This is a genomic window from Cedecea sp. VD22 (assembly GCF_037150195.1).
In the GTDB taxonomy this organism is placed as follows: Bacteria; Pseudomonadota; Gammaproteobacteria; order Enterobacterales; family Enterobacteriaceae; genus Cedecea.
Window position 1 is genome coordinate 19032 of sequence record NZ_JBBCPX010000011.1, and the last position, 23380, is coordinate 42411.

The 23380-nt window shown below is 55.9% G+C and carries 22 protein-coding genes; 12 read left to right on the plus strand and 10 right to left on the minus strand.

Annotation, left to right across the window (positions count from 1 at the left end; all coding sequences use genetic code 11):
* Positions 1-17: 17 nt before the first annotated feature.
* From WFK85_RS17405 to WFK85_RS17415, 3 genes are read right to left on the minus strand one after another with little or no spacing between them, the layout of a single operon-like run.
* A complete protein-coding gene (locus tag WFK85_RS17405; protein WP_336709402.1) occupies positions 18-1130 on the minus strand; it encodes a M20 family metallopeptidase in 1113 nt (370 codons plus the stop codon).
* 3 nt (positions 1131-1133) lie between these two features.
* Positions 1134-1601 carry a YjiG family protein gene (locus WFK85_RS17410; RefSeq protein ID WP_008458378.1) on the minus strand — a complete coding sequence of 156 codons (468 nt, stop codon included), beginning with the start codon at positions 1599-1601 and terminating at the stop codon, positions 1134-1136.
* Entirely contained in the window at positions 1594-2307 is a 714-nt protein-coding gene (locus tag WFK85_RS17415; RefSeq protein WP_008458376.1) for a nucleoside recognition domain-containing protein, read from the minus strand. Before WFK85_RS17415 ends, WFK85_RS17410 begins: the two co-directional genes overlap by 8 nt.
* 262 nt (positions 2308-2569) lie before the next feature.
* On the opposite strand from WFK85_RS17415, the gene queE reads away from it, so the two are divergent.
* The gene (gene queE / locus WFK85_RS17420; protein WP_336709404.1) at positions 2570-3241 is read left to right on the plus strand and encodes a 7-carboxy-7-deazaguanine synthase QueE; all 672 of its coding nucleotides are present in this window, start codon (positions 2570-2572) and stop codon (positions 3239-3241) included.
* A gap of 45 nt (positions 3242-3286) precedes the next feature.
* Here queE and WFK85_RS17425 read toward each other — a convergent pair whose 3' ends face one another.
* Positions 3287-4765 carry an FGGY-family carbohydrate kinase gene (locus WFK85_RS17425; RefSeq protein ID WP_336709405.1) on the minus strand — a complete coding sequence of 493 codons (1479 nt, stop codon included), beginning with the start codon at positions 4763-4765 and terminating at the stop codon, positions 3287-3289.
* Between the two features lie 26 nt (positions 4766-4791).
* Positions 4792-6090, minus strand: a complete 1299-nt coding sequence (locus WFK85_RS17430) for an MFS transporter (RefSeq protein WP_166995592.1) — start codon at positions 6088-6090, stop codon at positions 4792-4794.
* A gap of 348 nt (positions 6091-6438) precedes the next feature.
* Here WFK85_RS17430 and WFK85_RS17435 point away from each other — a divergent pair, with 348 nt between their 5' ends.
* The 5 genes from WFK85_RS17435 to WFK85_RS17455 all read left to right on the plus strand — a co-directional run bounded on the left by WFK85_RS17435 (position 6439) and on the right by WFK85_RS17455 (position 11795).
* Positions 6439-7224, plus strand: a complete 786-nt coding sequence (locus tag WFK85_RS17435) for an SDR family oxidoreductase (RefSeq protein ID WP_008458368.1) — start codon at positions 6439-6441, stop codon at positions 7222-7224.
* A 70-nt stretch (positions 7225-7294) separates the two neighbouring features.
* Positions 7295-8749: an FAD-binding oxidoreductase gene (locus WFK85_RS17440; RefSeq protein ID WP_336709408.1), complete on the plus strand. Its 1455-nt coding sequence runs from the start codon at positions 7295-7297 to the stop codon at positions 8747-8749.
* Between the two features lie 70 nt (positions 8750-8819).
* On the plus strand, positions 8820-10175 hold the full coding sequence (locus WFK85_RS17445; RefSeq protein WP_205246576.1) for an MFS transporter: 1356 nt from the start codon (positions 8820-8822) through the stop codon (positions 10173-10175).
* Positions 10153-10932 (plus strand): electron transfer flavoprotein subunit beta/FixA family protein, encoded by a 780-nt coding sequence (locus WFK85_RS17450; protein ID WP_336709410.1) that lies wholly within the window; start codon positions 10153-10155, stop codon positions 10930-10932. The genes WFK85_RS17445 and WFK85_RS17450 overlap by 23 nt, the downstream gene beginning before the upstream one ends.
* On the plus strand, positions 10929-11795 hold the full coding sequence (locus tag WFK85_RS17455; protein WP_336709412.1) for an electron transfer flavoprotein subunit alpha/FixB family protein: 867 nt from the start codon (positions 10929-10931) through the stop codon (positions 11793-11795). The genes WFK85_RS17450 and WFK85_RS17455 overlap by 4 nt, the downstream gene beginning before the upstream one ends.
* Here the strand turns inward: WFK85_RS17455 and WFK85_RS17460 are convergent.
* The 4 genes from WFK85_RS17460 to queD form a co-directional block, all read right to left on the minus strand.
* Positions 11779-12354 carry a glycerol-3-phosphate responsive antiterminator gene (locus WFK85_RS17460; protein ID WP_008458359.1) on the minus strand — a complete coding sequence of 192 codons (576 nt, stop codon included), beginning with the start codon at positions 12352-12354 and terminating at the stop codon, positions 11779-11781. The genes WFK85_RS17455 and WFK85_RS17460 overlap by 17 nt on opposite strands.
* A gap of 13 nt (positions 12355-12367) precedes the next feature.
* On the minus strand, positions 12368-12640 hold the full coding sequence (locus tag WFK85_RS17465; protein WP_166868277.1) for a 4Fe-4S dicluster domain-containing protein: 273 nt from the start codon (positions 12638-12640) through the stop codon (positions 12368-12370).
* The gene (locus WFK85_RS17470) at positions 12637-13911 is read right to left on the minus strand and encodes an FAD-dependent oxidoreductase (protein ID WP_336709414.1); all 1275 of its coding nucleotides are present in this window, start codon (positions 13909-13911) and stop codon (positions 12637-12639) included. The genes WFK85_RS17465 and WFK85_RS17470 overlap by 4 nt, the downstream gene beginning before the upstream one ends.
* 111 nt (positions 13912-14022) lie before the next feature.
* Positions 14023-14388 (minus strand): 6-carboxytetrahydropterin synthase QueD, encoded by a 366-nt coding sequence (gene queD, locus WFK85_RS17475; RefSeq protein WP_162473299.1) that lies wholly within the window; start codon positions 14386-14388, stop codon positions 14023-14025.
* 303 nt (positions 14389-14691) lie between these two features.
* Here queD and cysJ point away from each other — a divergent pair, with 303 nt between their 5' ends.
* The 3 genes from cysJ (at position 14692) to cysH (ending at position 19075) form a co-directional block, all read left to right on the plus strand.
* The gene (cysJ, locus tag WFK85_RS17480) at positions 14692-16497 is read left to right on the plus strand and encodes an NADPH-dependent assimilatory sulfite reductase flavoprotein subunit (RefSeq protein ID WP_336709417.1); all 1806 of its coding nucleotides are present in this window, start codon (positions 14692-14694) and stop codon (positions 16495-16497) included.
* Positions 16497-18209 carry an assimilatory sulfite reductase (NADPH) hemoprotein subunit gene (gene cysI, locus WFK85_RS17485; RefSeq protein WP_008458350.1) on the plus strand — a complete coding sequence of 571 codons (1713 nt, stop codon included), beginning with the start codon at positions 16497-16499 and terminating at the stop codon, positions 18207-18209. Before cysJ ends, cysI begins: the two co-directional genes overlap by 1 nt.
* Positions 18210-18343: 134 nt before the next feature.
* Positions 18344-19075, plus strand: coding sequence for a phosphoadenosine phosphosulfate reductase (gene cysH, locus WFK85_RS17490; RefSeq protein ID WP_166995604.1), 732 nt, complete (start codon positions 18344-18346; stop codon positions 19073-19075).
* Positions 19076-19106: 31 nt separating this feature from the next.
* Here cysH and WFK85_RS17495 read toward each other — a convergent pair whose 3' ends face one another.
* A complete protein-coding gene (locus tag WFK85_RS17495; protein ID WP_008458347.1) occupies positions 19107-20147 on the minus strand; it encodes an aminopeptidase in 1041 nt (346 codons plus the stop codon).
* A gap of 278 nt (positions 20148-20425) precedes the next feature.
* On the opposite strand from WFK85_RS17495, the gene cysD reads away from it, so the two are divergent.
* The 3 genes from cysD to cysC are packed head-to-tail and all read left to right on the plus strand — an operon-like array spanning position 20426 to position 23378.
* Positions 20426-21334: a sulfate adenylyltransferase subunit CysD gene (gene cysD / locus WFK85_RS17500; protein WP_008458345.1), complete on the plus strand. Its 909-nt coding sequence runs from the start codon at positions 20426-20428 to the stop codon at positions 21332-21334.
* Between the two features lie 11 nt (positions 21335-21345).
* Positions 21346-22773: a sulfate adenylyltransferase subunit CysN gene (gene cysN / locus WFK85_RS17505; protein WP_166995608.1), complete on the plus strand. Its 1428-nt coding sequence runs from the start codon at positions 21346-21348 to the stop codon at positions 22771-22773.
* The gene (cysC, locus tag WFK85_RS17510) at positions 22773-23378 is read left to right on the plus strand and encodes an adenylyl-sulfate kinase (RefSeq protein ID WP_336709421.1); all 606 of its coding nucleotides are present in this window, start codon (positions 22773-22775) and stop codon (positions 23376-23378) included. The genes cysN and cysC overlap by 1 nt, the downstream gene beginning before the upstream one ends.
* The last annotated feature ends 2 nt before the right edge of the window (positions 23379-23380 follow it).

Consider the following 23380-nt stretch of genomic DNA (forward strand, 5'->3'; position numbering starts at 1 on the left):
CGGATAAAATTCTGCTTTTACAGCGAGCGGATCACTTCGCGCAGCAGTCGAACCCGTGGTTCGATACTGTTGAGCTCCAGATATTCGGAAGGGGAATGGAAACCCGCGCCGACAGGGCCAAACCCGTCCAGGGAAGGTACGCCCAGGGCCGCCGTGTGGTTGGCGTCTGAGCCGCCTCCCACCGCCTGCCAGCGAACTTCCACGTCGATAGCCTGACCGGCTTTTTCCACCAGCTTCATCAGCTTTTCCGTTTCAGCGGAAGGTGACATCGCGGGCGTTTGTGCCTGCTGTTCGACGATGGTTAACACATCAGGCTCGAACTGGCGGTGGCGGAACGACTGAACGGCCTCGTTAACCCGCAGATATTCGTCGTTATCATTGAAGCGGAGATCGACAATCATCTCCGCGCGATCCGCCACGATATTCGCCCCAACGCCGCCGGAAATCACGCCGGTGTTCAACGTGGTACCCTTCGTCGTATCGGCCAGATCGCTGATTGCCAGCACCGCGTGGGCGAGCGCTTTCACCGCAGAACGGCCTTTTTCCGGATCGTTGCCCGCATGGGCGGCTACGCCTTTAAAAGTCAGGCGGTAACGGGCCATGCCTTTTCTGGCTTTCACCAGAGAGCCGTCGGCTCTTGCCGCCTCGCACACCAGCACGCAGCGGCTGCGTTTTGCTATGCCGCCCATCCATTCGTGTGAATGGGCTGAACCCGTTTCTTCGTCCGGGTTCATGGCCACGGCGATAGCTAACCGATCAAGATCGGCTTTGTCCAGGCCGCGTAGAGCCCAAAGAATAGATAACAACCCGCTTTTCATGTCTGACACGCCTGGCCCATAGGCGCGGTCGCCTTCAATGCTGAAAGGGCGCTCTGAGACGGTTCCCGGCGGGAAGACGGTATCCATATGCCCCACCAGCAAAACGTCGTACTGTGTGGCGTCAGGCTTATTCGTGGCGAACAAGCCCGGCCCCACTTTGTTCCCCAGGTCGACGCTGTCGCAGTGCCAGTTTTCTGACAGATACCATTGCTGAAAGATACGGCTGACTTCTTCCACGCCCGCAACGGTGGCGGTGCCGCAGTCGATATTCACGACGCTTTTTAACTCTTGAAGATACTGTTTCAGATCCATGGGTTACTCCAGAATAAGCACGCGCATGATCAGCATGGCGCAAAATGCGTTGAGTACGGAAAGGGCTATCATCAGAGGAATGCGTTTCGCCGGAATACCGACCACGCCGAGGATACGCCCGGCGTACTGCACCTGAGAGCCCATCAAATAGATGGCCGGTGCGAGAATCGCCAGGTGTTCGCCGCTGAGAATGCCTCTTTCAAACAGGCTGATAGCGACGCCTACGCCGCCGCCCATCGACATCCAGCCGCCGATGAGCACTGCAGCGGCTTCACCGGGCAGTCCAAAGAGTTTCATTACCGGGCCAAACAGCCACGCCATGCCCTGCAGCGCGCCCGTCAGCTCAAGCGCATAGATAATAATGAATGCCATCAACACGTTAGGTAGCGTACTGGTTGTGGCGATGGTCCAGCCTTTGCGCGCGCCGGCAACAAAGACATCGGTGATCATCGGTTTTGCTGCATCAGCCATGTTGCGCCTCCGTTTTTGTTTTCCGTTCTGTGACGTTCAGGATCAGGCGCATCATGTTTGCCCCTACGATTTTCATCATGAACATCACGGCGACGCACATGCCGATAGAGCTTGGCACGGCCTGGCTGCCGTCAACGGCGATCAGCGTGAAGAGCACGGCCCCGGAAGAGAAAAAGTTGGTGATCATGGCGCCAGCGGAAAACTGGAACATAGTGAACACGGTTTTTTCTTTTTCGGTAATCTGGCCTTCATCGGCAAGCACGCGGGTGAGTGACGCGCCAACGTCGGTACTCTGCAGGCTGCCGATTAGCGCAAGGCCCGTGGCACCGGGCACGCCCATCAGGGGACGAAGGAGAGGGGTCAGCAGTTTTCTTGCGGCCCGCAGCGCGCCGTAGTGTTCCAGCACGTTAATCATGCCCAGCGCAAACATCACGGCGGGAATCAGGCCGAAAGCGAAGAGAAAACCGTCCATTGCGCCATACCCGCCGTTGCCGCGGAAGGCGCTTTTGGCAACATCCAGCGATTCTCCGGCCGGGTTAACGCCGCTGACCACTTTGCCAAAGGCGCCGTTTAGCGTGGTGAAGTCAAACACCCCGTACCAGTTTTTTCCGCCTAACAGGCCAGAAAAAAAGACCATCGCAAACAGCAGGCTAAACCAGGCGGCGGGCCCAACTCTTTGTTGTCCGGGAACAGAAGAATCATCCATTTATCATTTCCTTATGTAATTTCAGGGGGAAAGCCAGAGGGATGCTAGAAGTTAGCAATAAGTGCTGTTATGACGACGATCAACATGAGGAACGAACGTTTAATCACCATAAGAAAGTTGAGAACTGGCACACAGTAACCGTGAGAATAGAGAATGTTTGCGCGACATGGGCATCAGGTATCGCCGTGGTGCAGCCGCTTTCGCATGATCTCCATCGCCAGTTCTGCGATAATTACTTTTTGTGACTATGACTGAGATGATTATGCAGTACCCGATTAACGAGATGTTCCAGACCCTGCAAGGGGAAGGCTATTTTACCGGCGTGCCCGCCATTTTTATTCGCCTGCAGGGTTGCCCGGTAGGCTGCGCCTGGTGCGATACCAAACATACCTGGGATAAGCTCGCGGATCGTGAAGTGTCGCTGTTCAGTATCCTGGCCAAAACTAAAGAAAGCGATAAATGGGGCGCGGCAAGCGCCGAAGATCTAGTTACCGTGATTGGCCGCCAGGGCTATACCGCGAGGCATGTGGTGATCACCGGCGGTGAGCCGTGCATTCACGACCTCACGCCGCTGACAGATTTGCTCGAGAAAAACGGGTTTAGCTGCCAGATAGAAACCAGCGGCACGCATGAAGTGCGCTGCACGGCAAATACCTGGGTGACGGTTTCCCCGAAGGTGAACATGCGCGGCGGGTACGACATTCTCTCCCAGGCGCTGGAACGCGCGGATGAAATTAAGCACCCGGTTGGGCGTATGCGTGACGTCGAAGCGCTGGACGAACTGCTGGCTACGTTGACGGATGAGAAAAGCCGCATCATCGCGTTGCAGCCTATAAGCCAAAAAGAGGACGCGACGCGTCTGTGCATCGAAACCTGCATCGCGCGCAACTGGCGCCTGTCGATGCAGACGCACAAGTATTTGAATATTGCCTGATGAGCAAAGCCGGGTGTAGCCATCACACCCGGCGTAAACCGCTAGTTAAGCGTTGGACCAGCTTTGAATCGAGTCCGTGTTATCTAACTCGCCGTGCATCACCTGATACGATTTTTTCAGAATAACGTCAGTGTGCTGCGTTAACTCCCTGAAAATGCCTTTGTTTAGCGCCTCATAGCGTTTAGCGTTGCTTTCAACGGGCATAAACACGTCTTTGACCCGCACCATTTTTTCGACGGCGGTTTCATAGCTGGTATACAGCCCCAGCCCGACGGCGGTGTTGATTGCCGCACCCAGACTTGCGCAGCCGTTGATCGCGTTACGCCTGACCGGCAGGTTAAACACGTCGGCAAAGATCTGCATAAACAGGTCGCTGTTGGAGCCGCCGCCAGTGATGATCACATGTTTGGCAAAGTGGTCCATCTCATGGCACATATTGTCGTAGTTGTTTTTCAGCGTCAGGGCGATGCTTTCGAGGATCGAGCGGTAAATCCACGCGTAGTCCATGCTGGAATCAAAACCTATCATGATCCCACGCTTAAACGGTTCCCAGGGGTTGGTCAGCCAGTCCAGCACGGTCATTAAGCCGTTACAGCCCGGCGGCACCAGCGCGGCTTTCTTGTTCAATAACCCTTCCGGGGAAAGATTCTGCGCTTTGGCATCCTGAATCAATGACTCGCCCAGCATGTCCCGCAGCCAGCTTACCGTCCACATCCCTTTGCGGATGCCGTAGCCCTCATACAACAGCGTTTCAGGCACAGACGACATAATGGGCCAGTAGGCCACAGGGGCTTTTGGCAGCGCTTTGCCGTTCATCATCAGCGCGATATAGGTGCCGAGAGAAATCACCGCCGTTTCATCATCCAGCAGCCCGGCCCCAAGCGCTTCAACCGGCTTATCGCTGGTGGTACAAACGACCGGTAATCCGGCCGGGAAGCCCGTAGCCTTCGCTGCATTTTCTGTGAGATGGCCAATGACCGTGCCCGGCATTTGAACATCAAACAGCATGGTGCGCGGAATATTAAATTTCTTCAGCACTTCGCCGTCGTCGCTCCATGACCACGTTTTGTAGTCCACCGGCCACTGGCCAAAATAGTTGGCGATATTGTCTTTGAACTCGCCGGTTAAGCGATGGGACAGGTAACCCGAGAATGAAGTCACCCAGGCCACATCAGGATTTGTGTGCTCGTAGGGGCGGGTGACGCGGGCATCCTGCCAGCTGATCAGCGGCGCAGCTGGGGTGCCGTCGGCCTTTAATAAGGCGCGACAGCAGCGTATGGAGCCGAGGCCAATCCCAACTATCGCACTTATGTCTCCTGTGAAGTGGCTCATTAAATCCTGCCCGGCGCGGCACAGCGAGTCCCACAGATCGTCGTCAGGGTGTTCGGCGGTATCCGCGTCCGGCGTGTACATCGGCTGCAGCAGCCCCTTGCCTTCGCAGACGATATTACCTGCCAGATCGTACATCACGACTTTTGTACTCTGGCTCCCACCATCAATCCCAATGATGTATTGCTTCGACATTGCCTTTCTCCTTCAATTTTCCCTCATCACTCGCCCGTTGCGGCCAGCGATGCCAATTTTTCCTGTGCGATGTCGGCGGCGCGAATTTTGCGAATCAGCAAAAAGGCAAACACGATGACCATGCACAGTGCGGCTAATCCCATCAGCCACATGTTGCGGTAGGCTTCTTCTGCGGGCAGGGTGTCCTGCCAGTGGCCGACAAGCGGGTATACGAATACGTCCGGCAAGAAGCCGATGACCGAACAGATACCCACGGTGGTTCCCATAATATAGGGCGGCGTTCTCGCTTCGCCGGGGCAGGCCCAGTACAACCCGCGTGAGGCGTAACAGGTGAACCCCAGCAGCAAAATAAGCCCAATGCCCATCGCAACGGACTGAGGATTGGCGTTGGTCGCCAGCAGCGCTACCAGTGCGACTGCGCCAACAATAGAGAGCAACTGCACCACGCGAGTGGGCGATTTAATTCTGCTGTAGGTCGTAATAATGCCGCCCAGCGGGCCGCAAAAGGCGCGGAAGATTTTATTGATCACGATGCCCATGTAGCTGGCGGCCACCAGCGACATGCCGTACATCTCGGTCAGATAGTTGGTGGAATAGCTCAGGATGGCATAAATGGTGTAAACCCCGAAGATCACCATACTGCAGTACCAGGTGGTACTTATCCGTAAAACGGACAGAATATCTTTGAGCTGGAAGGCCGGTTTTTTGGCTGCCTGAGCACCTTCTGTGCGGCCGGTAAAGCCGTCGCTGACAAAGAACCAACACAGCACGCCAAGCGCAATATAAACGCCGCTGTAGATAAGAATAACGGCTTTAAGGCTGTTGGCATCTTCCGGCGCAAAGCGCGAAAACACCCACATGGTGAATACCGCCAGCGCCATCACGCCGACGCCGCGCAGGCCTTCCATCCAGCCCATGATTTTTCCCTGCTCGCTATGATCCCCCAGTAGGGAAGCCGCCTTAATGGAGACCGACCACAGCATCAGAATGGTGGTCACGGCGAAGGCGACCTGAATGACGATCATTACCCACAGCGGCGGATAGAAAGCCATCACAATCCCCAACAGGCCGGTGGCAATCATCGCCAGCGTCATCATTACGCGGTGAGAGAATTTATCAGCAATAATTCCACTCGGCGCATAAAGGATAATTGCGGTTATTCCGAAAGTACTCATAATTAAGCCTATTTCGGTATTGCTAAATCCCATGAATTTTGCCATGGGGATTTGGTAAATATACCTTAAATAAGCAAGGTCAAAACTTACACCACCACTGATACTTATTATTGCCAGCGTTAGCCAGCGACGAAAATTTGAATCACGCATGGTGTGCTCTCAGTAATCAGGATTGTTAAAGACAAAAAAAGAGAAAAGTAACCAATCCCCTTTTAAGGGCTGATTACTTTTCTCATGGGCTCTAGTAATTGCGGAGATTATTAACATGCAGCGTGTTTTTTTAGTGTGAGAAATATCACGATATTGGTTTTCACGGCGAATAATTTAGCGATAGAACCCTCTTGTTAATGAGTTGTGATGTTGATCACACAACATGCCCTCACCGCTGTGATACTTATTTTAGCCAGTTACTAGAGACGATGAGAAAAGTAACTTCCCTTTCGGGGGGAGCTTGCTTTTCTCATTTTTTTTGCGTTTAAAAAATTTAAGGAGTTCATCATGTCGCTCAGCGCACTCAACGAATTCTCACTGGACTTCTTCTCGCTCAAGGGGAAGACGGCGATTGTCACCGGCGGTAACAGCGGGCTGGGGCAGGCCTTCGCCATGGCGCTGGCTAAGGCTGGCGCGAATGTGTTTATTCCAACGGTGGTGGAAGAGAAAGGCGAAACGCGTCAACTAATTGAACAACAAGGCGTAAAAGTGGCGTTTATGACCGTGGATATCACGGAGAAAGGTGCCCCGGCTCAGGTCATCGCCCAGTGCCTGGAAACCTTTGGTTCGGTGGATATTTTGGTCAACAACGCCGGGATCTGTAAGCTCAACAAGGTGCTGGATTTCGGCCGCGCCGACTGGGACCCGATGATCAACATCAACCTGACCGCGGCGTTCGAATTAAGTCACGAGGCGGCCAAAGTGATGATTCCGCAAAAGCACGGAAAAATTATTAATATCTGTTCGCTATTTTCTTATCTTGGCGGCCAATGGTCTCCGGCTTATTCCGCCACAAAACACGCGCTGGCCGGTTTAACGAAAGCGTATTGCGATGAATTAGGCCAATATAATATTCAGGTGAACGGTATTGCGCCTGGTTATTATGCCACCGATATTACTACCGAAACGCGTAAAAATCCGGAAACCAACAAGCGCGTACTGGATCATATTCCAGCCAACCGCTGGGGTGAAACGCAGGATCTTATGGGGGCAATGGTTTATTTATCCAGCCGTGCTTCAGATTATGTTAATGGCCATTTGTTAGTCGTTGATGGTGGTTATTTAGTCAGGTAGTTTTCGCAGGGTGGTTCCTGCTTTCTATTATTTATATCCGTATTCCCTTATTTGTCAGGAAGGAGTTGTCATGTCTTTATCTCGCGAAGCAATTGTGGATCAATTAAAAGAAATCGTTGGTCCGCAGCAGGTTATTACCGATGAAAAAGTATTACAGAAAAACAGTATCGACCGGTTCAGAAAATATGCGGATATTCATGGCGTGTACACTCAGCCGCTGCCGGCCGCGGTAGTGAAACTGCAGAACACTGAGCAAGTCTCCAGCGTACTGGCGTTTCTGAACAGCAACCACATCACCTGTATCCCGCGAACCGGCGCTTCCGCAACGGAAGGCGGCCTGGAAGCGGTGGTGAAAAACTCCGTGGTGCTGGATGGCTCCGGGCTGAACAAGATTGTCGATATCGACATTGAAAACATGCAGGCCACCGCCCAGTGCGGCGTGCCGCTGGAAGTGCTGGAAGATGCCCTGCGTGAAAAAGGCTACACCACCGGCCACTCGCCGCAGTCCAAACCGCTGGCACAAATGGGCGGCCTTGTGGCAACCCGCAGCATCGGCCAGTTCTCAACCCTGTACGGGGCGATTGAGGACATGGTGGTTGGTCTGGAAGCCGTGTTCCCGGACGGCAGCATCACTCGCATTAAAAACGTGCCGCGCCGTGCCGCTGGCCCGGACATTCGCCACGTGATCATCGGCAACGAAGGGGCGCTCTGCTACATCACCGAAGTAACGGTAAAAATCTTCAAGTACATGCCGGAAAACAACCTGTTCTACGGCTACATCCTCGACAACATGAAGACCGGGTTCAACATCCTGCGTGAAGTGATGGTGGAAGGCTACCGTCCGTCGATTGCCCGCCTGTATGACGCCGAAGATGGCACCCAGCACTTCACCCATTTTGCCGACGGCAAATGCGTGCTGATCTTTATGGCCGAAGGCTCTAAGCGCCTGGCCGAAGCGACCGGCGCGGGCATCGAAGAAATAGTTGCCCGCTACCCGGAATGCAAGAAGGTGGACAGCAAGCTCATCGAAACCTGGTTCAACAACCTGAACTGGGGGCCGGATAAAGTGGCTGCCGAGCGCGTGCAGATCCTGAAAACCGGCAACATGGGCTTTACCACGGAAGTTTCCGGCAGCTGGAGCTGCATTAATGAGATTTACCACAATGTGATCGAGCGCATTCGCAACGAGTTCCCACATGCGGGTGATATCACTATGCTGGGCGGCCACTCTTCCCACAGCTATATCAACGGCACCAACATGTACTTCGTGTACGACTACAACGTGGTGGGCTGTAAGCCGGAAGAGGAGATCGACAAGTACCACAACCCGCTGAACAAAATCATCGTGGAAGAGACGATTCGCCTCGGCGGCTCGATGGTGCACCACCATGGGATCGGCAAGCACCGCGTGCACTGGTCCAGGCTGGAGCACGGTACCGCCTGGCCAATCATGCAGGGCCTGAAAGATCAGTACGATCCGAACGGCATCATGAACACCGGCACGATTTGGCCGATTGAAAAATAATCGCACATAACCGCACGGGTCGGCTCTCAGGAGCCGACCTCTTCATTTACGGATCGACAAAGGAATCAGTATGCACGCCGAACCGGTTCGTATGGATGACCTGCCGCTTAATCGCTTTCATTTACGCATTGCCGGGCTGACCTTCGGCGCTCACTTGACGGACGGCTACGTGCTCGGCGTAATTGGCTTTGCGCTGGTGATGATTGCGCCGCAAATGAGCCTGACGCCGCTTCAGGAAGGATTAGTGGGCGGCTCGGCGCTGTTTGGGCTGTTTCTGGGCAGCCTGGTGCTGGGCTGGATCTCCGATCATATTGGTCGTCAGAAAATCTTTAACTTCAGCTTCGTGCTCATCACACTGGCCTCCTTTTTACAATTTTTCGTTAGTAACGTAGAGCAGCTGATTCTTCTGCGGGTGCTGATTGGCATCGGGCTGGGCGGCGACTACTCCGTGGGCCACACCATGTTGGCCGAATTTGCCCCGCGCAAACATCGTGGCGTGTTGCTCGGCGCTTTTAGCGTGGTCTGGACGCTGGGTTATGTGCTGGCGAGCCTCATTGGGCATCAGCTAGTGGAGAGCGGGCCGGAAGCCTGGCGCTGGCTGCTGGCGTCGGCCGCGTTACCTGCGTTGTTAATCACTGTCTTGCGCTGGGGCACCCCGGAATCTCCTCGTTGGTTGCTTCGCCAGGGGCGGGTGTCCGAAGCGCATCAGATTGTGCGCCGCTGCTTCGGCGAACATGTTGTTATTAGCGATGAGATTGCGGTGCCAACTTCCCGCCATCTCCGCACGTTGTTTTCCGGGCAATACTGGCGGCGTACCGCGTTTAATAGCCTGTTCTTTGTTTGCCTGGTGATCCCGTGGTTTGCGATTTATACCTGGCTGCCGTCCATTACCGGGCTGCTGGGTATGCAGGATGGCCTGACCGCCAGCCTGTTGCTGAATGTGGTGCTGGTGGTGGGCGCGATCGCGGGCCTGGTGCTGACCCACCGCTGCTCAAGACGCGGCTTCCTGATCGGCGGTTTTCTGGTGCTGTTCTTCAGCCTTACCGCACTGGCGCTGGTGCCGGAACAACACGGCACCCTCATCCTGCTGCTGTTCTTTGTTTTTACGCTGACCATTTCGGCGGTCAGCAACCTGGTCGGTGTGCTGCCGGCGGAAAGCTTCCCGACGGATATTCGCTCGCTGGGCGTAGGGTTTGCGACGTCGATGAGCCGCCTGGGTTCGGCAATTAGCACCGGACTGCTGCCGGTGGCGCTGGTCTCCTTCGGGGTGCAAAACACTATGCTGTTGCTGAGCGCGGTTCTGATGCTGGGCCTGTTGGTTTCCGTCTTCTGGGCGCCGGAAACGCGAAACATGAGCCTTGTGGCCGCGTCCGGGAATAAAGAGCAGCCGCCGGGGGTGAATCATGAACATTCTGTTAGCCTTTAAGGCCGAGCCAGACCTCGCCATGCTGGCGGAAAAAGACTGGCTGACCGCCGGACAGGGCAGCCTGGACACCTCGATAACGCGCCCTTGTCTGGGAGAAGATGAGGCTGCTGCCGCGGAGATACTGCTGCGTCAGGCTGAAGGCTTAAACCTTACCGCCTTAAGCATTGGTCACGAGCGTGCGGACAGCTTTCTTCGCCAGTTCAAAGCGCTGGGGTTCCTGCGAGCCGTTCGGCTGCAGCCGGATGACGAGCTGACTTTTTCTCCCGCCTCAGTGGCTGCCTTGCTGGCCGCATGGCAGCAGCAACATTCTCAATCTCTGGTGGTCATGGGCTCACGCAGCGCCGAAGGTAACAGCGGCCAGATGGGGTTTTACCTCGCCGAACAGCTGGGCTGGCCGTGTTTCACTCAGGTCTATGATTTCACGCTCGATGCTGAACGGCAGCAGCTTTGCCTGAAACAGCGGCACGGCGCAGGAAAACGCAGCCTGACCGTGCGGCTGCCTGCGGTGCTGATGATTGAAAGCCGTGGAGATTACTGCCTGAGAACGCCTGGCCTGCGACAAAAGCTGGCGGTGAAAGCTTCGGACGTTGAGGTCTTGCCTGTGAAAGTCCCTGGTCATGAGGAGGCATTCTCTCCTCTGGTCGGGCTGGATCACCCTCAGCGGCAGCGCGGCGGCTTAATTATTCAGGGCAGCGATGTGCGCGAAAAGGTCCGCAGCCTTTACCGCGACTGGCTACGTAAAAGGATGAAATCATGAAAATTGCCCTGGTTCTGCCTGAAGCGAGGCCAGCGTCGGCGCTCAGTGAGATAGGGCATTTCATTGCGTGCAGTGAAATGGCACCAGAACATGTCGAAGCCTGGCTGCTGCCGGAGAGTGAATTCAGCGAGCCGCTGCTGGAGGGGTTGTATACCCATTTCGTGCCTGCCCCAGTAGACATGCTGTTATTCCCTTCTGGCTGGCAGGGCGCGGAGCTTGCCACCCGGCTGGCTCACCGGCTGCAAGGGGAGGCGTGGAGCGCGATTAACGACGCGGATTTTGCCCGGCAGGTGGTGCGCAAAAACGCCTATGGCGGCGCGCTGGTGGCTGAGCTTCAACTGCACAATAAGCCCTGGTGCCTGAGCGTAGCCGCCGCGCCGGGAGCCAAACCCTGGCAACCGGAGATCGAATATGTACCGATTCCCGTGGCAGCACAGAAGCCCGCCTGGCTGCTTGAATCCGGGGCAATTGCCGATGAAGCCGAATCCGGCCTGGCCGATGCCAGGCTTGTGCTGGCGGTGGGGCGGGGAGTTGGCAGCCCTCGAGCCATGGCGCAGGTAGAGGAGATTGCCAGCGGGCTGGGCATGGAAACCGGCGCCAGCCGCGAAGCGGTGATGCACGCCTGGTGCAGCATGGACAAACTGCTGGGGATGTCCGGTACCCAGGTTGCCGCAGACGTTTGTATTGCGGCAGGTGTCTCCGGCGCACCGGCCTTTATCAGCGGTATTGCTCACAGCCGGTTCATTGTTGCCATCAACAACGATCCGCAGGCGGCGATTTTCCGCCACGCCGATGTGGGGATCGTCGATGACCTGCTGCCGGTACTAACCGAGCTGCAAACCTGTGTCAGGGAAGATATTTAGCCAACTGCCAGACGCCGGTATTGGTGGTGGAGATAGCCAACGCCCCGGCGCTGAGTGCGTTGTTGGCGTCCTCTGCGTCGCACACCAGGCCACCGGCAATCACCGGCAGGTCGATTTTTTCTGTGACCCATTTCATCACTTTCGGCATACATCCCGGCAGGATCTCGATGCAGTCCGGGTTCGACTGGGCCACCTGTTTATCGATGTTGTGGTAAGAGATGGAATCGACGATAAACAGCCGGTGAATGGCAAAGAACCCCTGCGCCCTGGCCGCTTTCACCATTGGCGCTTTGGTGCTGATCACGCCGTCGGCCTGGGTCACCAGTTTCAGAAAGTTAATCACAATCTCTTTATTCGATGTCCCTTCCAGTAAATCGACGTGCACCAGCGCGTATTTATTCGCCTTCTTAATTTGCTGCACGATGCCGGTAATGGTGCAGATATTGCCGTACAGTACGGAAATTACCTGGCAGTCGGATTCCAGCGCCAGCTGCAGGCTCTGGTTATCTTTTACCGCTGCAATCAGCGGGTGTTGCTTGAGTAGGGACATCAGGGACACAGCTTGGACTCCATTAACCAAAGCGTAATTGGATGCCGCAGCCTGCGGGCGGGTAGCGCCAGCGGCTGAGGGTTTGTTCGTCGCACAGCAGGCGGCAGGTGCCGCACTCCAGGCAGCCGGTGGTATCAATGTGCAGGCTGCCGTCTTCTTTCTGTCGGTATAGCCCGGCGGGGCAGGCTCGTACCAGCAGAGTAAGCTGTTCGATATCGGGATTATCTGCGGGGACAATGTGTGGTTTCTCCGCAGGTTGCCAGGCGTTTCTGGCCAGTTTCTCATGCAGGTTCACAGGCTGCGCCCTCCGCGAAAAATGTCTTTAACCAGTCTGGAAATACCCGTTTTGCGGGCATGTTTCCACAGCAGGCTGCTGAGTCGTGGTGGCGGTGAATACTGGGGATCAAAGATATCACGCTGCAGCTCAGCCAGCAGGTGCGGATAGTCCTGAAACAGCCCCGGCGTTTGTAAAAAATCAGGCATTTTGCGATAGCGCTCCAGCACCGCCCACAGCGAAGTGCACGCCAACTGGTGGCGGTACGCCTGATGAAGATCGACACTGATATTTTCTTGTAGCGCTTGAATCAGCGTTTGCGCCGCCGCTTTTGCCGAAAGCGCCGCCAAATCCATGCCGCGCACGGTGAAACCGGTATTGATACAGAAACGGGCGCTGTCGCCCACAAGCAAATAGCCGGGGCCGGCCAGGCGCTCGGGAAGCCCGTTCAGGCTACATTCAGGAATCAGATGTGCGCCGTATTCCACCAGCTGGGCACGTCGCAGAAGCGGGCGCAGCGTCGGGTGCTGCTTGAAGTTTTCCAGCAGATCGGGAAGCGAAGCAGAGGCAGCCCGAATTGAAGAGAGCGGGCAGACAATGCCGACAGAAAGCGTATCGAGATTGGTATAGAGGAACCCGCCCGCAGGCTGTTCACCGCAGATGCCGCCGGTGAAGAGCCAGGCGGCACCGGCGTTACCTTCAAGCGAGAAGCGGTTCTCGAGATCTTCTTTCGGCAGCGCCAGCACTTCTTTCACGCCCACGGCAACGCTGTGCTCGGGTAACTTGTGCAACAGCTTGTGCTGTTCCGCCAGCAGGGTATTGGCCCCTTCGGCGATAACCACGGCTTTGGCGCTCAGCACTTCGCCTTCGATCACCACGCCGCTCACCGCGCCGCTTTCAACATGCAGGCTATCGACCTGAGTCGCCGTCAGGCACTGCGCGCCCGATTGTTCAGCCTGCTGGAACAGCCACGGATCCAGCCGGGCACGCAGCACGCTGTATGACGCTGCCGAAGGGTGCTGGAAACTCAACGTCGTGGACGTTTCTGCCGTCAGCGCGGAGAGTTTTTCATGGGTGATACAGCGTTCGAGTGGGGCGGCGCGAGAAAAATCAGGAAAGAGGGCATCAAACGCGGCGGTGTAAAGCCTGCCGCCCGACAGGTTTTTGCCTCCCGGCTGAGCTGCCTGCTCAACAAGCAGAACATTTAGCCCGGCGCGCGCGCACTCTACCGCGCAGCAGGAGCCTGCGATCCCCGCGCCAACGACGATAATATCGAAATCTGTAGTGGCCATCCCGTGCACCTTTTAGTTGCGACGTCGCAGCTTACCAAAGTGGGATGAAAATTAGCTTGATGGGGGACGCAGAGAGGAAAAGTCCGGAGTGATTTCCGGACTTTTTTTAGCTTATTCGCCGCGGTAGACGCAGCCTGCGGTGCAGGTTTCTTTGATCATCACCGCGCTTAGCAGTGGCACAACAGGTTTCATCTGATCCCAAATCCATTTCGCCAGCACTTCGCTGGTGGGGTTTTCAAGCCCTGGGATATCGTTCAGATAATAGTGATCGAGGCGATCGTAGGTTGGCTTAAACGCGGCTTTCAGCTCGGAGAAGTCCATGATCCAACCGGTATAAGGATCTACCTCGCCGGTGATTTCCAGGCGCACCATAAAGGAGTGGCCATGCAGGCGACCGCATTTGTGACCTTCCGGGACGTGCGGCAGGCGGTGGGCGGCTTCGAAGGTAAAATCTTTAAACAGGGTGGTGGACATCATTCGACTCTCTGGAATTCAAAAAACCGCCGCATGATAGCGGAATGGACTATTTTTCGCATTAACTAAACGGCGCATTGCCCAGCAGCATGGTGTAAATAGCGGTGAATGCGCTGAAATCTCATATTCATCAGTTAGTTAGGTAATCACTTTTAACACTATGATTTACCTGAAAAAACGATTAGTCGTTTTAGTTATTTATTATTTCCATCCCTTCTTTAATTGTTGATAACCTGCTGGTTAACCTTGACTCATTACAGTCTGTAAGCCCTTTTTTTGCCCTTTGCTACTGGAAGCTAAATACGTATGACTTCTCAGGTTCCACCGAGCGCTTTGCTGCCGTTAACGCCGGACCAGCTGGCACGCCTTCAGGCGGCGACCACTGATTTTTCAACCACTCAGCTGGCCTGGTTATCCGGTTATTTCTGGGGAATGATTAACCAGCAGCCTGGTGCTGTCGCGGCGGCTCCGGCCCTTGCGGCAGAAGTCCCAGTGGTTACGCTAATTTCCGCGTCGCAGACCGGCAACGCACGCCGCGTGAGTGAGCAGCTGCGGGACGACCTGCTGGCGGCGAAGCTGAACGTCAATCTGGTGAACGCGGGCGACTACAAATTCAAACAAATTGCCCAGGAAAAACTGCTGATTGTCGTCAGTTCCACGCAAGGGGAAGGCGAGCCGCCTGAAGAGGCCGTGGCCCTGCACAAATTCCTGTTCTCGAAAAAAGCACCGAAGTTGAACGGCACCGCGTTTGCCGTCTTTGGCCTCGGTGACAGCTCGTATGAATTCTTCTGCCAGTCAGGCAAAGACTTCGACAGTAAACTGGCTGAATTAGGCGGCGAGCGCCTGTTGGATCGCGTTGATACAGACGTAGAGTACCAGCCTGCGGCCCAGGCATGGCGCAGCCAAATCGTTGAACTGCTGAAATCCCGCGTCCCGGCCGAAACACCGGCTCAGGCTGCCGCGACGGCCACGGGCGTGAGCAACGAAATCTTCACCAGCCCTTACAGCAAAGAATCACCGTTGACCGCCACGCTTGCGGTGAACCAGAAAATTACCGGCCGTGACTCCGATAAAGACGTGCGCCATATCGAAATCGATCTTGGCGACTCCGGCCTGCGCTATCAGCCGGGCGATGCGCTTGGCGTCTGGTATCAGAACGATCCGGCGCTGGTGAAAGAGCTGACGGATCTGCTATGGCTGAAAGGCGATGAAAGCGTCACCGTCGATGGCAAAACGCTGCCGTTAAGCGAAGCGCTGCAGTGGCACTTCGAGCTGACGGTCAACACCGGCAATATCGTTGAAAACTACGCCCAGCTGACCCGCAACACGGCGCTGCTGGAGCTGGTGGGCGATAAAGCCAAATTACAGCATTACGCACAGACCACGCCGATTGTGGACATGGCGCGCTACGCCCCGGCAGAACTGACGGCTGAACAGCTGACTGGCCTGCTGCGTCCGCTCACGCCGCGCCTTTATTCTATTGCCTCTTCGCAGGCGGAAGCTGAAACCGAAGTCCACATTACCGTGGGCGCGGTGCGCTATGACATCGAAGGCCGTGCCCGCAGCGGTGGCGCTTCAGGTTTCCTGGCAGACCGCCTTGAGGAAGATGGCGAAGTGCGCGTGTTCATTGAACATAACGATAACTTCCGCTTACCGGCCAACCCTGAAACCCCGGTCATTATGATTGGCCCAGGCACCGGCATCGCCCCGTTCCGCGCCTTTATTCAGCAGCGCGACAGCGACGGCGCTGGCGGCAAGAACTGGCTGTTCTTTGGCAACCCGCACTTTACCGAAGATTTCCTTTATCAGGTGGAATGGCAGCGCTACGTCAAAGACGGCCTGCTGACGAACATCGATTTAGCCTGGTCCCGCGACCAGCAGCATAAAATATACGTACAAGACAAACTGCGCGAGAAAGGCGCGGAACTGTGGCGCTGGATTCAGGAAGGTGCCCACATTTACGTCTGCGGCGACGCCAACCGTATGGCGAAGGACGTTGAGCAGGCGTTACTGGAAGTGGTTGCCGTCCACGGTGGCATGGACACCGAAGCGGCAGATGAATTTTTAAGTGAGCTGCGCGTTGAGCGCCGTTATCAGCGAGATGTCTACTAATGAGCGAAAAACACCCTGGCCCTCTGGTGGTCGAAGGCAAACTGGTCGACGCCGAACGCCTGAAGCGCGACAGCGATTTTCTGCGCGGCACCATTAAAGAAGATCTGCAGGATGGCCTGACCGGCGGTTTCAACGGCGACAACTTCCTGCTGATCCGCTTCCACGGCATGTATCAGCAGGATGACCGTGATATTCGAGCCGAACGCGCTGAGCAGAAGCTGGAGCCGCGTCACGCGATGATGCTCCGCTGTCGCCTGCCGGGGGGGATTATCACCACCCAGCAGTGGCAGGCTATTGATAAGTTTGCCGAAGATAAGACTATCTACGGCAGCATTCGTCTGACCAACCGCCAGACGTTCCAGTTCCACGGCATTCTGAAGAAGAACGTCAAGCCCGCGCATGAAATGCTGCACGAGGTGGGCCTGGACGCGCTGGCGACGGCCAACGACGTGAACCGTAACGTGCTGTGTACCTCTAACCCGGTGGAGTCTGAGCTGCATCAGGAAGCCTACGAATGGGCGAAAAAGCTCTCTGAGCACCTGCTGCCGCGCACCCGCGCCTACGCCGAGATTTGGTGGGACAAAGAAAAAGTCGCCACCACCGACGAAGAACCGATTCTGGGGCCGACCTATCTGCCGCGTAAGTTTAAAACTACGGTAGTGATCCCGCCGCAGAACGACGTGGATCTGCACGCCAACGACATGAACTTCATTGCGATTGCGGAAAACGGCAAGCTGGTTGGCTTCAACCTGCTGGTCGGCGGTGGCTTGTCCATCGAGCACGGGAATAAAAATACCTATGCCCGCACGGCAAGCGAATTCGGCTACATTCCGCTGGAGCATACTCTGGCGGTAGCGGAAGCGGTGGTGACAACCCAGCGCGACTGGGGAAACCGTACCGACCGTAAAAATGCTAAAACCAAATATACCCTTGAGCGCGTTGGCGTTGACGTGTTTAAGGCGGAGGTTGAGCGCCGCGCTGGCATCAAGTTTGAGCCAACCCGCGCATACGAATTTACCGGCCGCGGCGATCGTATTGGCTGGGTGAAGGGCATTGACGACAAATGGCACCTGACGCTGTTTATCGAAAATGGCCGCATCCTGGATTATCCTGGGCGACCGCTGAAAACCGGTCTGCTGGAGATAGCCAGGATCCACAAAGGTGATTTCCGCCTGACGGCAAACCAGAACCTGATCGTCGCCGGTGTGCCGGAAAGCGAAAAGGCTAAAATTGAGAAGCTGGCAACCGAGTCTGGCTTGATGAATGCGGTTACGCCGCAGCGTGAGAACTCAATGGCCTGCGTGGCGTTCCCGACCTGCCCGCTGGCGATGGCGGAAGCCGAACGCTTCCTGCCGGAGTTTGTCACCAAAGTTGAGCAGGTGATGGATAAACACAAAGTGCCGGATGAGCACATTGTGATGCGTGTTACCGGCTGCCCGAACGGCTGTGGCCGCGCGATGCTGGCCGAAATTGGCCTCGTGGGGAAAGCGCCAGGGCGCTACAACCTGCACATTGGCGGCAACCGTATCGGGACGCGTATTCCGCGCATGTACCGCGAAAACATCACCGAGCCGGAGATCCTCAGCTCGATTGATGAGCTGGTGGGCCGCTGGGCGAAAGAACGTGAGACCGACGAAGGCTTTGGTGATTTTACCGTACGCGCTGGGATTATTCGCCCGGTGCTCGATCCGGCCAGGGATTTGTGGGACTAGTTTTTTCCCCTCACCCTAACCCTCTCCCCAAAGGGGAGAGGGTATTAGCATAACGATTGCCTGGCTTCGCTTCCCCCTCTCCCTTCCAGGGAGAGGGCCGGGGTAAGGGTCATTGATTACTAAGTGAGGCACGTATGTCCGTACTTGATTTAAACGAACTGAACGCCCTTCCTAAAGTCGAACGCGTCATGGCGCTCGCCGAAGTCAACGCTCAGTTGGAAAAACTTAGCGCGCAGCAGCGCGTGACCTGGGCGCTGGAAAATCTGCCAGGGGAATTTGTGCTCTCGTCCAGCTTCGGCATTCAGGCCGCCGTGTGTCTGCATCTGGTCACGCAGCAGCGCCCCGATATCCCGGTGATCCTGACCGATACCGGCTATCTGTTCCCGGAAACCTACCAGTTTATCGACGAGCTTACCGACAAGCTGAAGCTGAATTTGCAGGTGTTCCGCGCGACCGAAAGCCCGGCCTGGCAGGAAGCGCGTTACGGCAAACTGTGGGAGCAGGGCGTGGAGGGTATTGAGCGCTACAACGACATCAACAAAGTTGAGCCGATGAACCGCGCGCTGAAAACGCTGGAGGCGCAAACCTGGTTTGCTGGCCTGCGTCGTGAACAGTCCGGCAGCCGCGCCAATTTGCCGGTGCTGGCCGTACAGCGTGAAGTCTTTAAAATTCTGCCGATCATCGACTGGGATAACCGCACGGTTTACCAGTACCTGACCGAGCACGGGCTGAAGTACCATCCGCTCTGGGATCAGGGCTATTTGTCCGTCGGCGATACCCACACCACCCGTAAATGGGAACCTGGCATGGCAGAAGAAGAGACGCGCTTCTTTGGCCTGAAACGCGAATGCGGTTTGCACGAATAAATACCCCCTCGCCATTGCGGCGAGGGGAAAATCACTTCCCGGCCTTCGCCAACTCTTTCACCAGCGGGAGCAGAATACGCACCGTGTCATGGCTGCGGCGCTTAATTCTGCCCGGCAGCGCTTTATCCAGATACTCGAGGTTGTCGAGCGTGGCGTTATGCCAGCTGGTACCGTCTGGAAATGCCTTGTTTTTACTGCGCTGCTGATAACCGTCTTTCGCCCCAAGCGTCCAGTTGGTGGCTTCCACGGACAGCACCGGGATCCCGGCCTTGTCGAATGGTTCAGCATCGCCACAGCAGCCGGTGCCTTTCGGGTATTTCGTATTCAGTCCCGGATTGCTGGTGGCCTGAATCCCGGCGCGATGAGCCAGCGTCAGCGCGCGATCGCGGGTCAGTTTACGCACGGCCGCAGGCGTTGATGCCCCGCTATTGAAGTAGAGCTTATCGCCAACGATCAGGCTGTCCAGGTTGATCACCAGCAGCGTGTTGGCCTGCTCCGCTTTGCTCATGCGCTCCAGAATATTTTTCGCACCCAGGGAGCCAATTTCTTCTCCACTGGTGGCAATAAAGCGGATGCCGTAGCGGGTAGGAATATCTTTCAGGCGCTCGGCCAGCTCCAGCATGACGCCAAGGCCGGAAGCATTATCGTCCACGCCCTGCAGCGTGAGGCCGCCGAGATTATTGTCCACGTCTTTATCATTGAGCGGCGTATAGGTGTCCAGATGCGCCATGATAATAATTTGCTGCGGTAGTTTACCTTCACGGGCGGCAATCACGCTGCTGGTAGTGACGTTATGCCAGGTCTGATGTCCCGCTTTCGTGGTGTAGATATAGCGGGTATTAAACTGGCGAATATCGCTCTGGTATCCCCAGCTTTTAAACTGCTGCTGAATATAGTCTGCGGCCAGCATTTCGGCAGGGCTGCCGGTCATTCGGCCCGGAAAATAAGTCGCGATATGGCGGGTTTGCTGGTCGGCAAGGTCGCCTTGCTGCGTGACCTTCGCCACTGCGGGAAAGCTAAAGCACGCGCCCAGCGCCAGGCAAATCACCGAGCGGCGCAATGCGGAAAACATAGTACGTCCTTATTCATCTTTATTAGTCGGAAATTTTAAGCGCCGTTAGTATGAAACTGTGAGCCAGGTTAAACAATTTCATTTGCTCTTAAACCCGCGAAAAAACGACTGGTTAAGCACATTTTGTCGTTAGCTTTGCCGTGGCGTTATTCTTTTCGGGAACTAGTCATTCCAATTCGTAATTTCATAACAAATAAGCCCAAGACTTATAGTCCCCTTAGATTAAATCTCAAGCGGCTGCGATGAACGGCCGCGGCGCATCTGCTTAAGGGAAGGTTATGGACCAAAAACGACTCACTCACTTGCGGCAACTGGAAGCTGAAAGCATCCATATTATCCGTGAGGTCGCTGCCGAATTTTCTAATCCGGTGATGATGTATTCCATTGGGAAAGACTCTTCGGTCATGCTGCATTTGGCCCGTAAAGCTTTCTACCCAGGTACGCTGCCGTTCCCGCTGCTGCACGTTGATACCGGCTGGAAATTCCGCGAAATGTACGAATTCCGTGACCGCACGGCGAAAGCCTACGGCTGCGATCTTATCGTACACCGCAATCCTGAAGGTGTAGCGATGGGTATTAACCCGTTCGTTCACGGCAGCGCCAAGCATACCGATATCATGAAAACCGAAGGGCTTAAGCAGGCGCTGAATAAATACGGTTTTGATGCTGCCTTTGGCGGCGCGCGCCGCGATGAAGAGAAATCCCGTGCGAAAGAGCGTATTTACTCTTTCCGCGATCGCTTCCACCGATGGGACCCAAAAAACCAGCGGCCTGAGCTGTGGCATAACTACAACGGCCAGATAAATAAAGGCGAAAGTATTCGCGTGTTCCCACTCTCTAACTGGACCGAACTGGATATCTGGCAGTACATCTACCTGGAAAATATCGACATCGTTCCGCTGTATCTGGCGGCACCGCGTCCCGTGCTGGAGCGCGACGGTATGCTGATGATGATTGACGACGATCGTATCGATTTGCAGCCGGGTGAAGTGATTGAACAACGTATGGTGCGCTTCCGTACCCTGGGCTGCTGGCCGCTGACCGGCGCGGTGGAGTCAACCGCGCAGACGCTGCCGGAGATCATCGAAGAGATGCTGGTTTCCACTACCAGTGAACGCCAGGGACGCATGATTGACCGCGACCAGGCCGGCTCGATGGAGCTGAAAAAACGCCAGGGTTATTTCTAAGGAGCCGCCAGATGAACACCACTATTGCACAACAAATCGCTGATGAAGGCGGCGTCGAAGCCTACCTGCACGCCCAGCAGCACAAAAGCCTGCTGCGCTTTTTGACCTGCGGCAGCGTCGATGACGGCAAAAGCACCCTGATTGGCCGCCTGCTGCACGACACACGCCAGATTTATGAAGATCAGCTCTCGTCGTTGCATACCGACAGCAAACGTCACGGCACGCAGGGCGAGAAGCTCGACTTAGCGTTGCTGGTGGATGGCCTGCAGGCCGAGCGCGAGCAGGGCATTACCATCGACGTGGCCTATCGCTATTTCTCCACCGAGAAACGCAAATTCATTATTGCCGACACGCCGGGGCACGAACAGTACACCCGCAATATGGCGACCGGGGCCTCAACCTGTGACCTGGCGATCCTGCTGATCGACGCCCGCAAAGGTGTGCTGGATCAAACCCGTCGGCACAGCTTTATCTCCACGCTGCTAGGGATCAAGCATCTGGTGGTGGCGATCAACAAGATGGATCTGGTGGCGTTCAGCGAGCAGAGCTTCGAGCAGATCAAGCAGGATTACCTGACCTTTGCTCAACAGCTGCCGGCGGACCTGGATATCCGTTTTGTGCCGCTTTCCGCGCTGGAAGGGGATAACGTCGCCAGCGCCAGCGCTCAAATGCCGTGGTACAGCGGCCCGACGCTGCTCGAAGTGCTGGAAACGGTAGAGATTATTCGCGGCGTGGAGCAGCAGCCAATGCGCTTTCCGGTGCAGTACGTGAACCGCCCTAATCTCGACTTCCGCGGCTATGCGGGGACGCTCGCTTCCGGCACCGTTAGCGTAGGCCAGCGCGTCAAAGTGCTGCCGTCTGGCGTCGAATCCAGCATCGCCCGAATCGTGACTTTTGATGGAGATTTGCAACAAGCCGGCGCGGGGGAAGCGATTACCCTGGTGCTGAAAGACGAAATCGACATCAGCCGGGGCGATCTGCTGGTGGAAGCGACTGAATCGCTGGCCGCGGTGCAGAGCGCGAAAGTGGATGTCGTCTGGATGGCGGAACAGCCGCTGGTACCGGGCCAGAGCTTTGATATCAAAATCGCCGGGAAGAAAACCCGTGCGCGCGTCGACAATATTCAGTACCAGGTTGAAATTAACTCGCTGACTCAGCGCGTGGTAGAAAGTTTGCCGCTGAACGGAATTGGGCTGGTGGATCTCACCTTCGATGAGCCGCTGGTGCTCGATAAATATCAGTCCAACCCGGTGACCGGCGGGCTGATTTTCATTGACCGACTGAGCAACGTGACCGTCGGCGCTGGCATGGTGCGCGAGCCGCAGACAGAGGTTTATCAGGAACCTTCGGCCTACAGCGCGTTTGAGCTTGAGCTTAACGCCCTGGTGCGTCGCCACTTCCCACACTGGGGCGCGCGCGATCTGCTGGGAGGCAAATAATGGCCGACCATGATGAAAACGTGGTCTGGCATGCTCATCCGGTGACGCGTGAGCAGCGTGAAGCCTTGCACAAGCACCGCGGCGCGGTGCTGTGGTTTACCGGCTTGTCCGGCTCCGGGAAATCGACCGTAGCCGGTGCCCTTGAGCAAGAGCTGCATAAACTTGGTGTAAGCACGTACTTGCTTGATGGCGACAACGTTCGCCACGGCTTGTGCAGCGACCTGGGCTTTAGCGATGAGGACCGCAAGGAGAACATCCGGCGGGTTGGCGAAGTGGCTGGCCTGATGGTGGATGCGGGCCTGGTCGTGCTTAGCGCGTTTATCTCGCCTCACCGGGCTGAAAGGCAAATGGTGCGCGAGCGGGCCGGGGAACGGCGTTTCTACGAAGTGTTTGTGGACACGCCGTTAGCCATTTGCGAAACGCGCGATCCTAAAGGGCTTTATAAGAAGGCCAGGGCTGGGGAACTGAAGAATTTTACCGGGATTGATTCGGCGTATGAGGCGCCGTTGCGGGCCGAAATTCACTTAGACGGCGAACAATTAGTAACAAATTTAGTGGCCCAAATATTAGACCTGCTGCGTCGCGACGATATCATCAATTGCTGAAG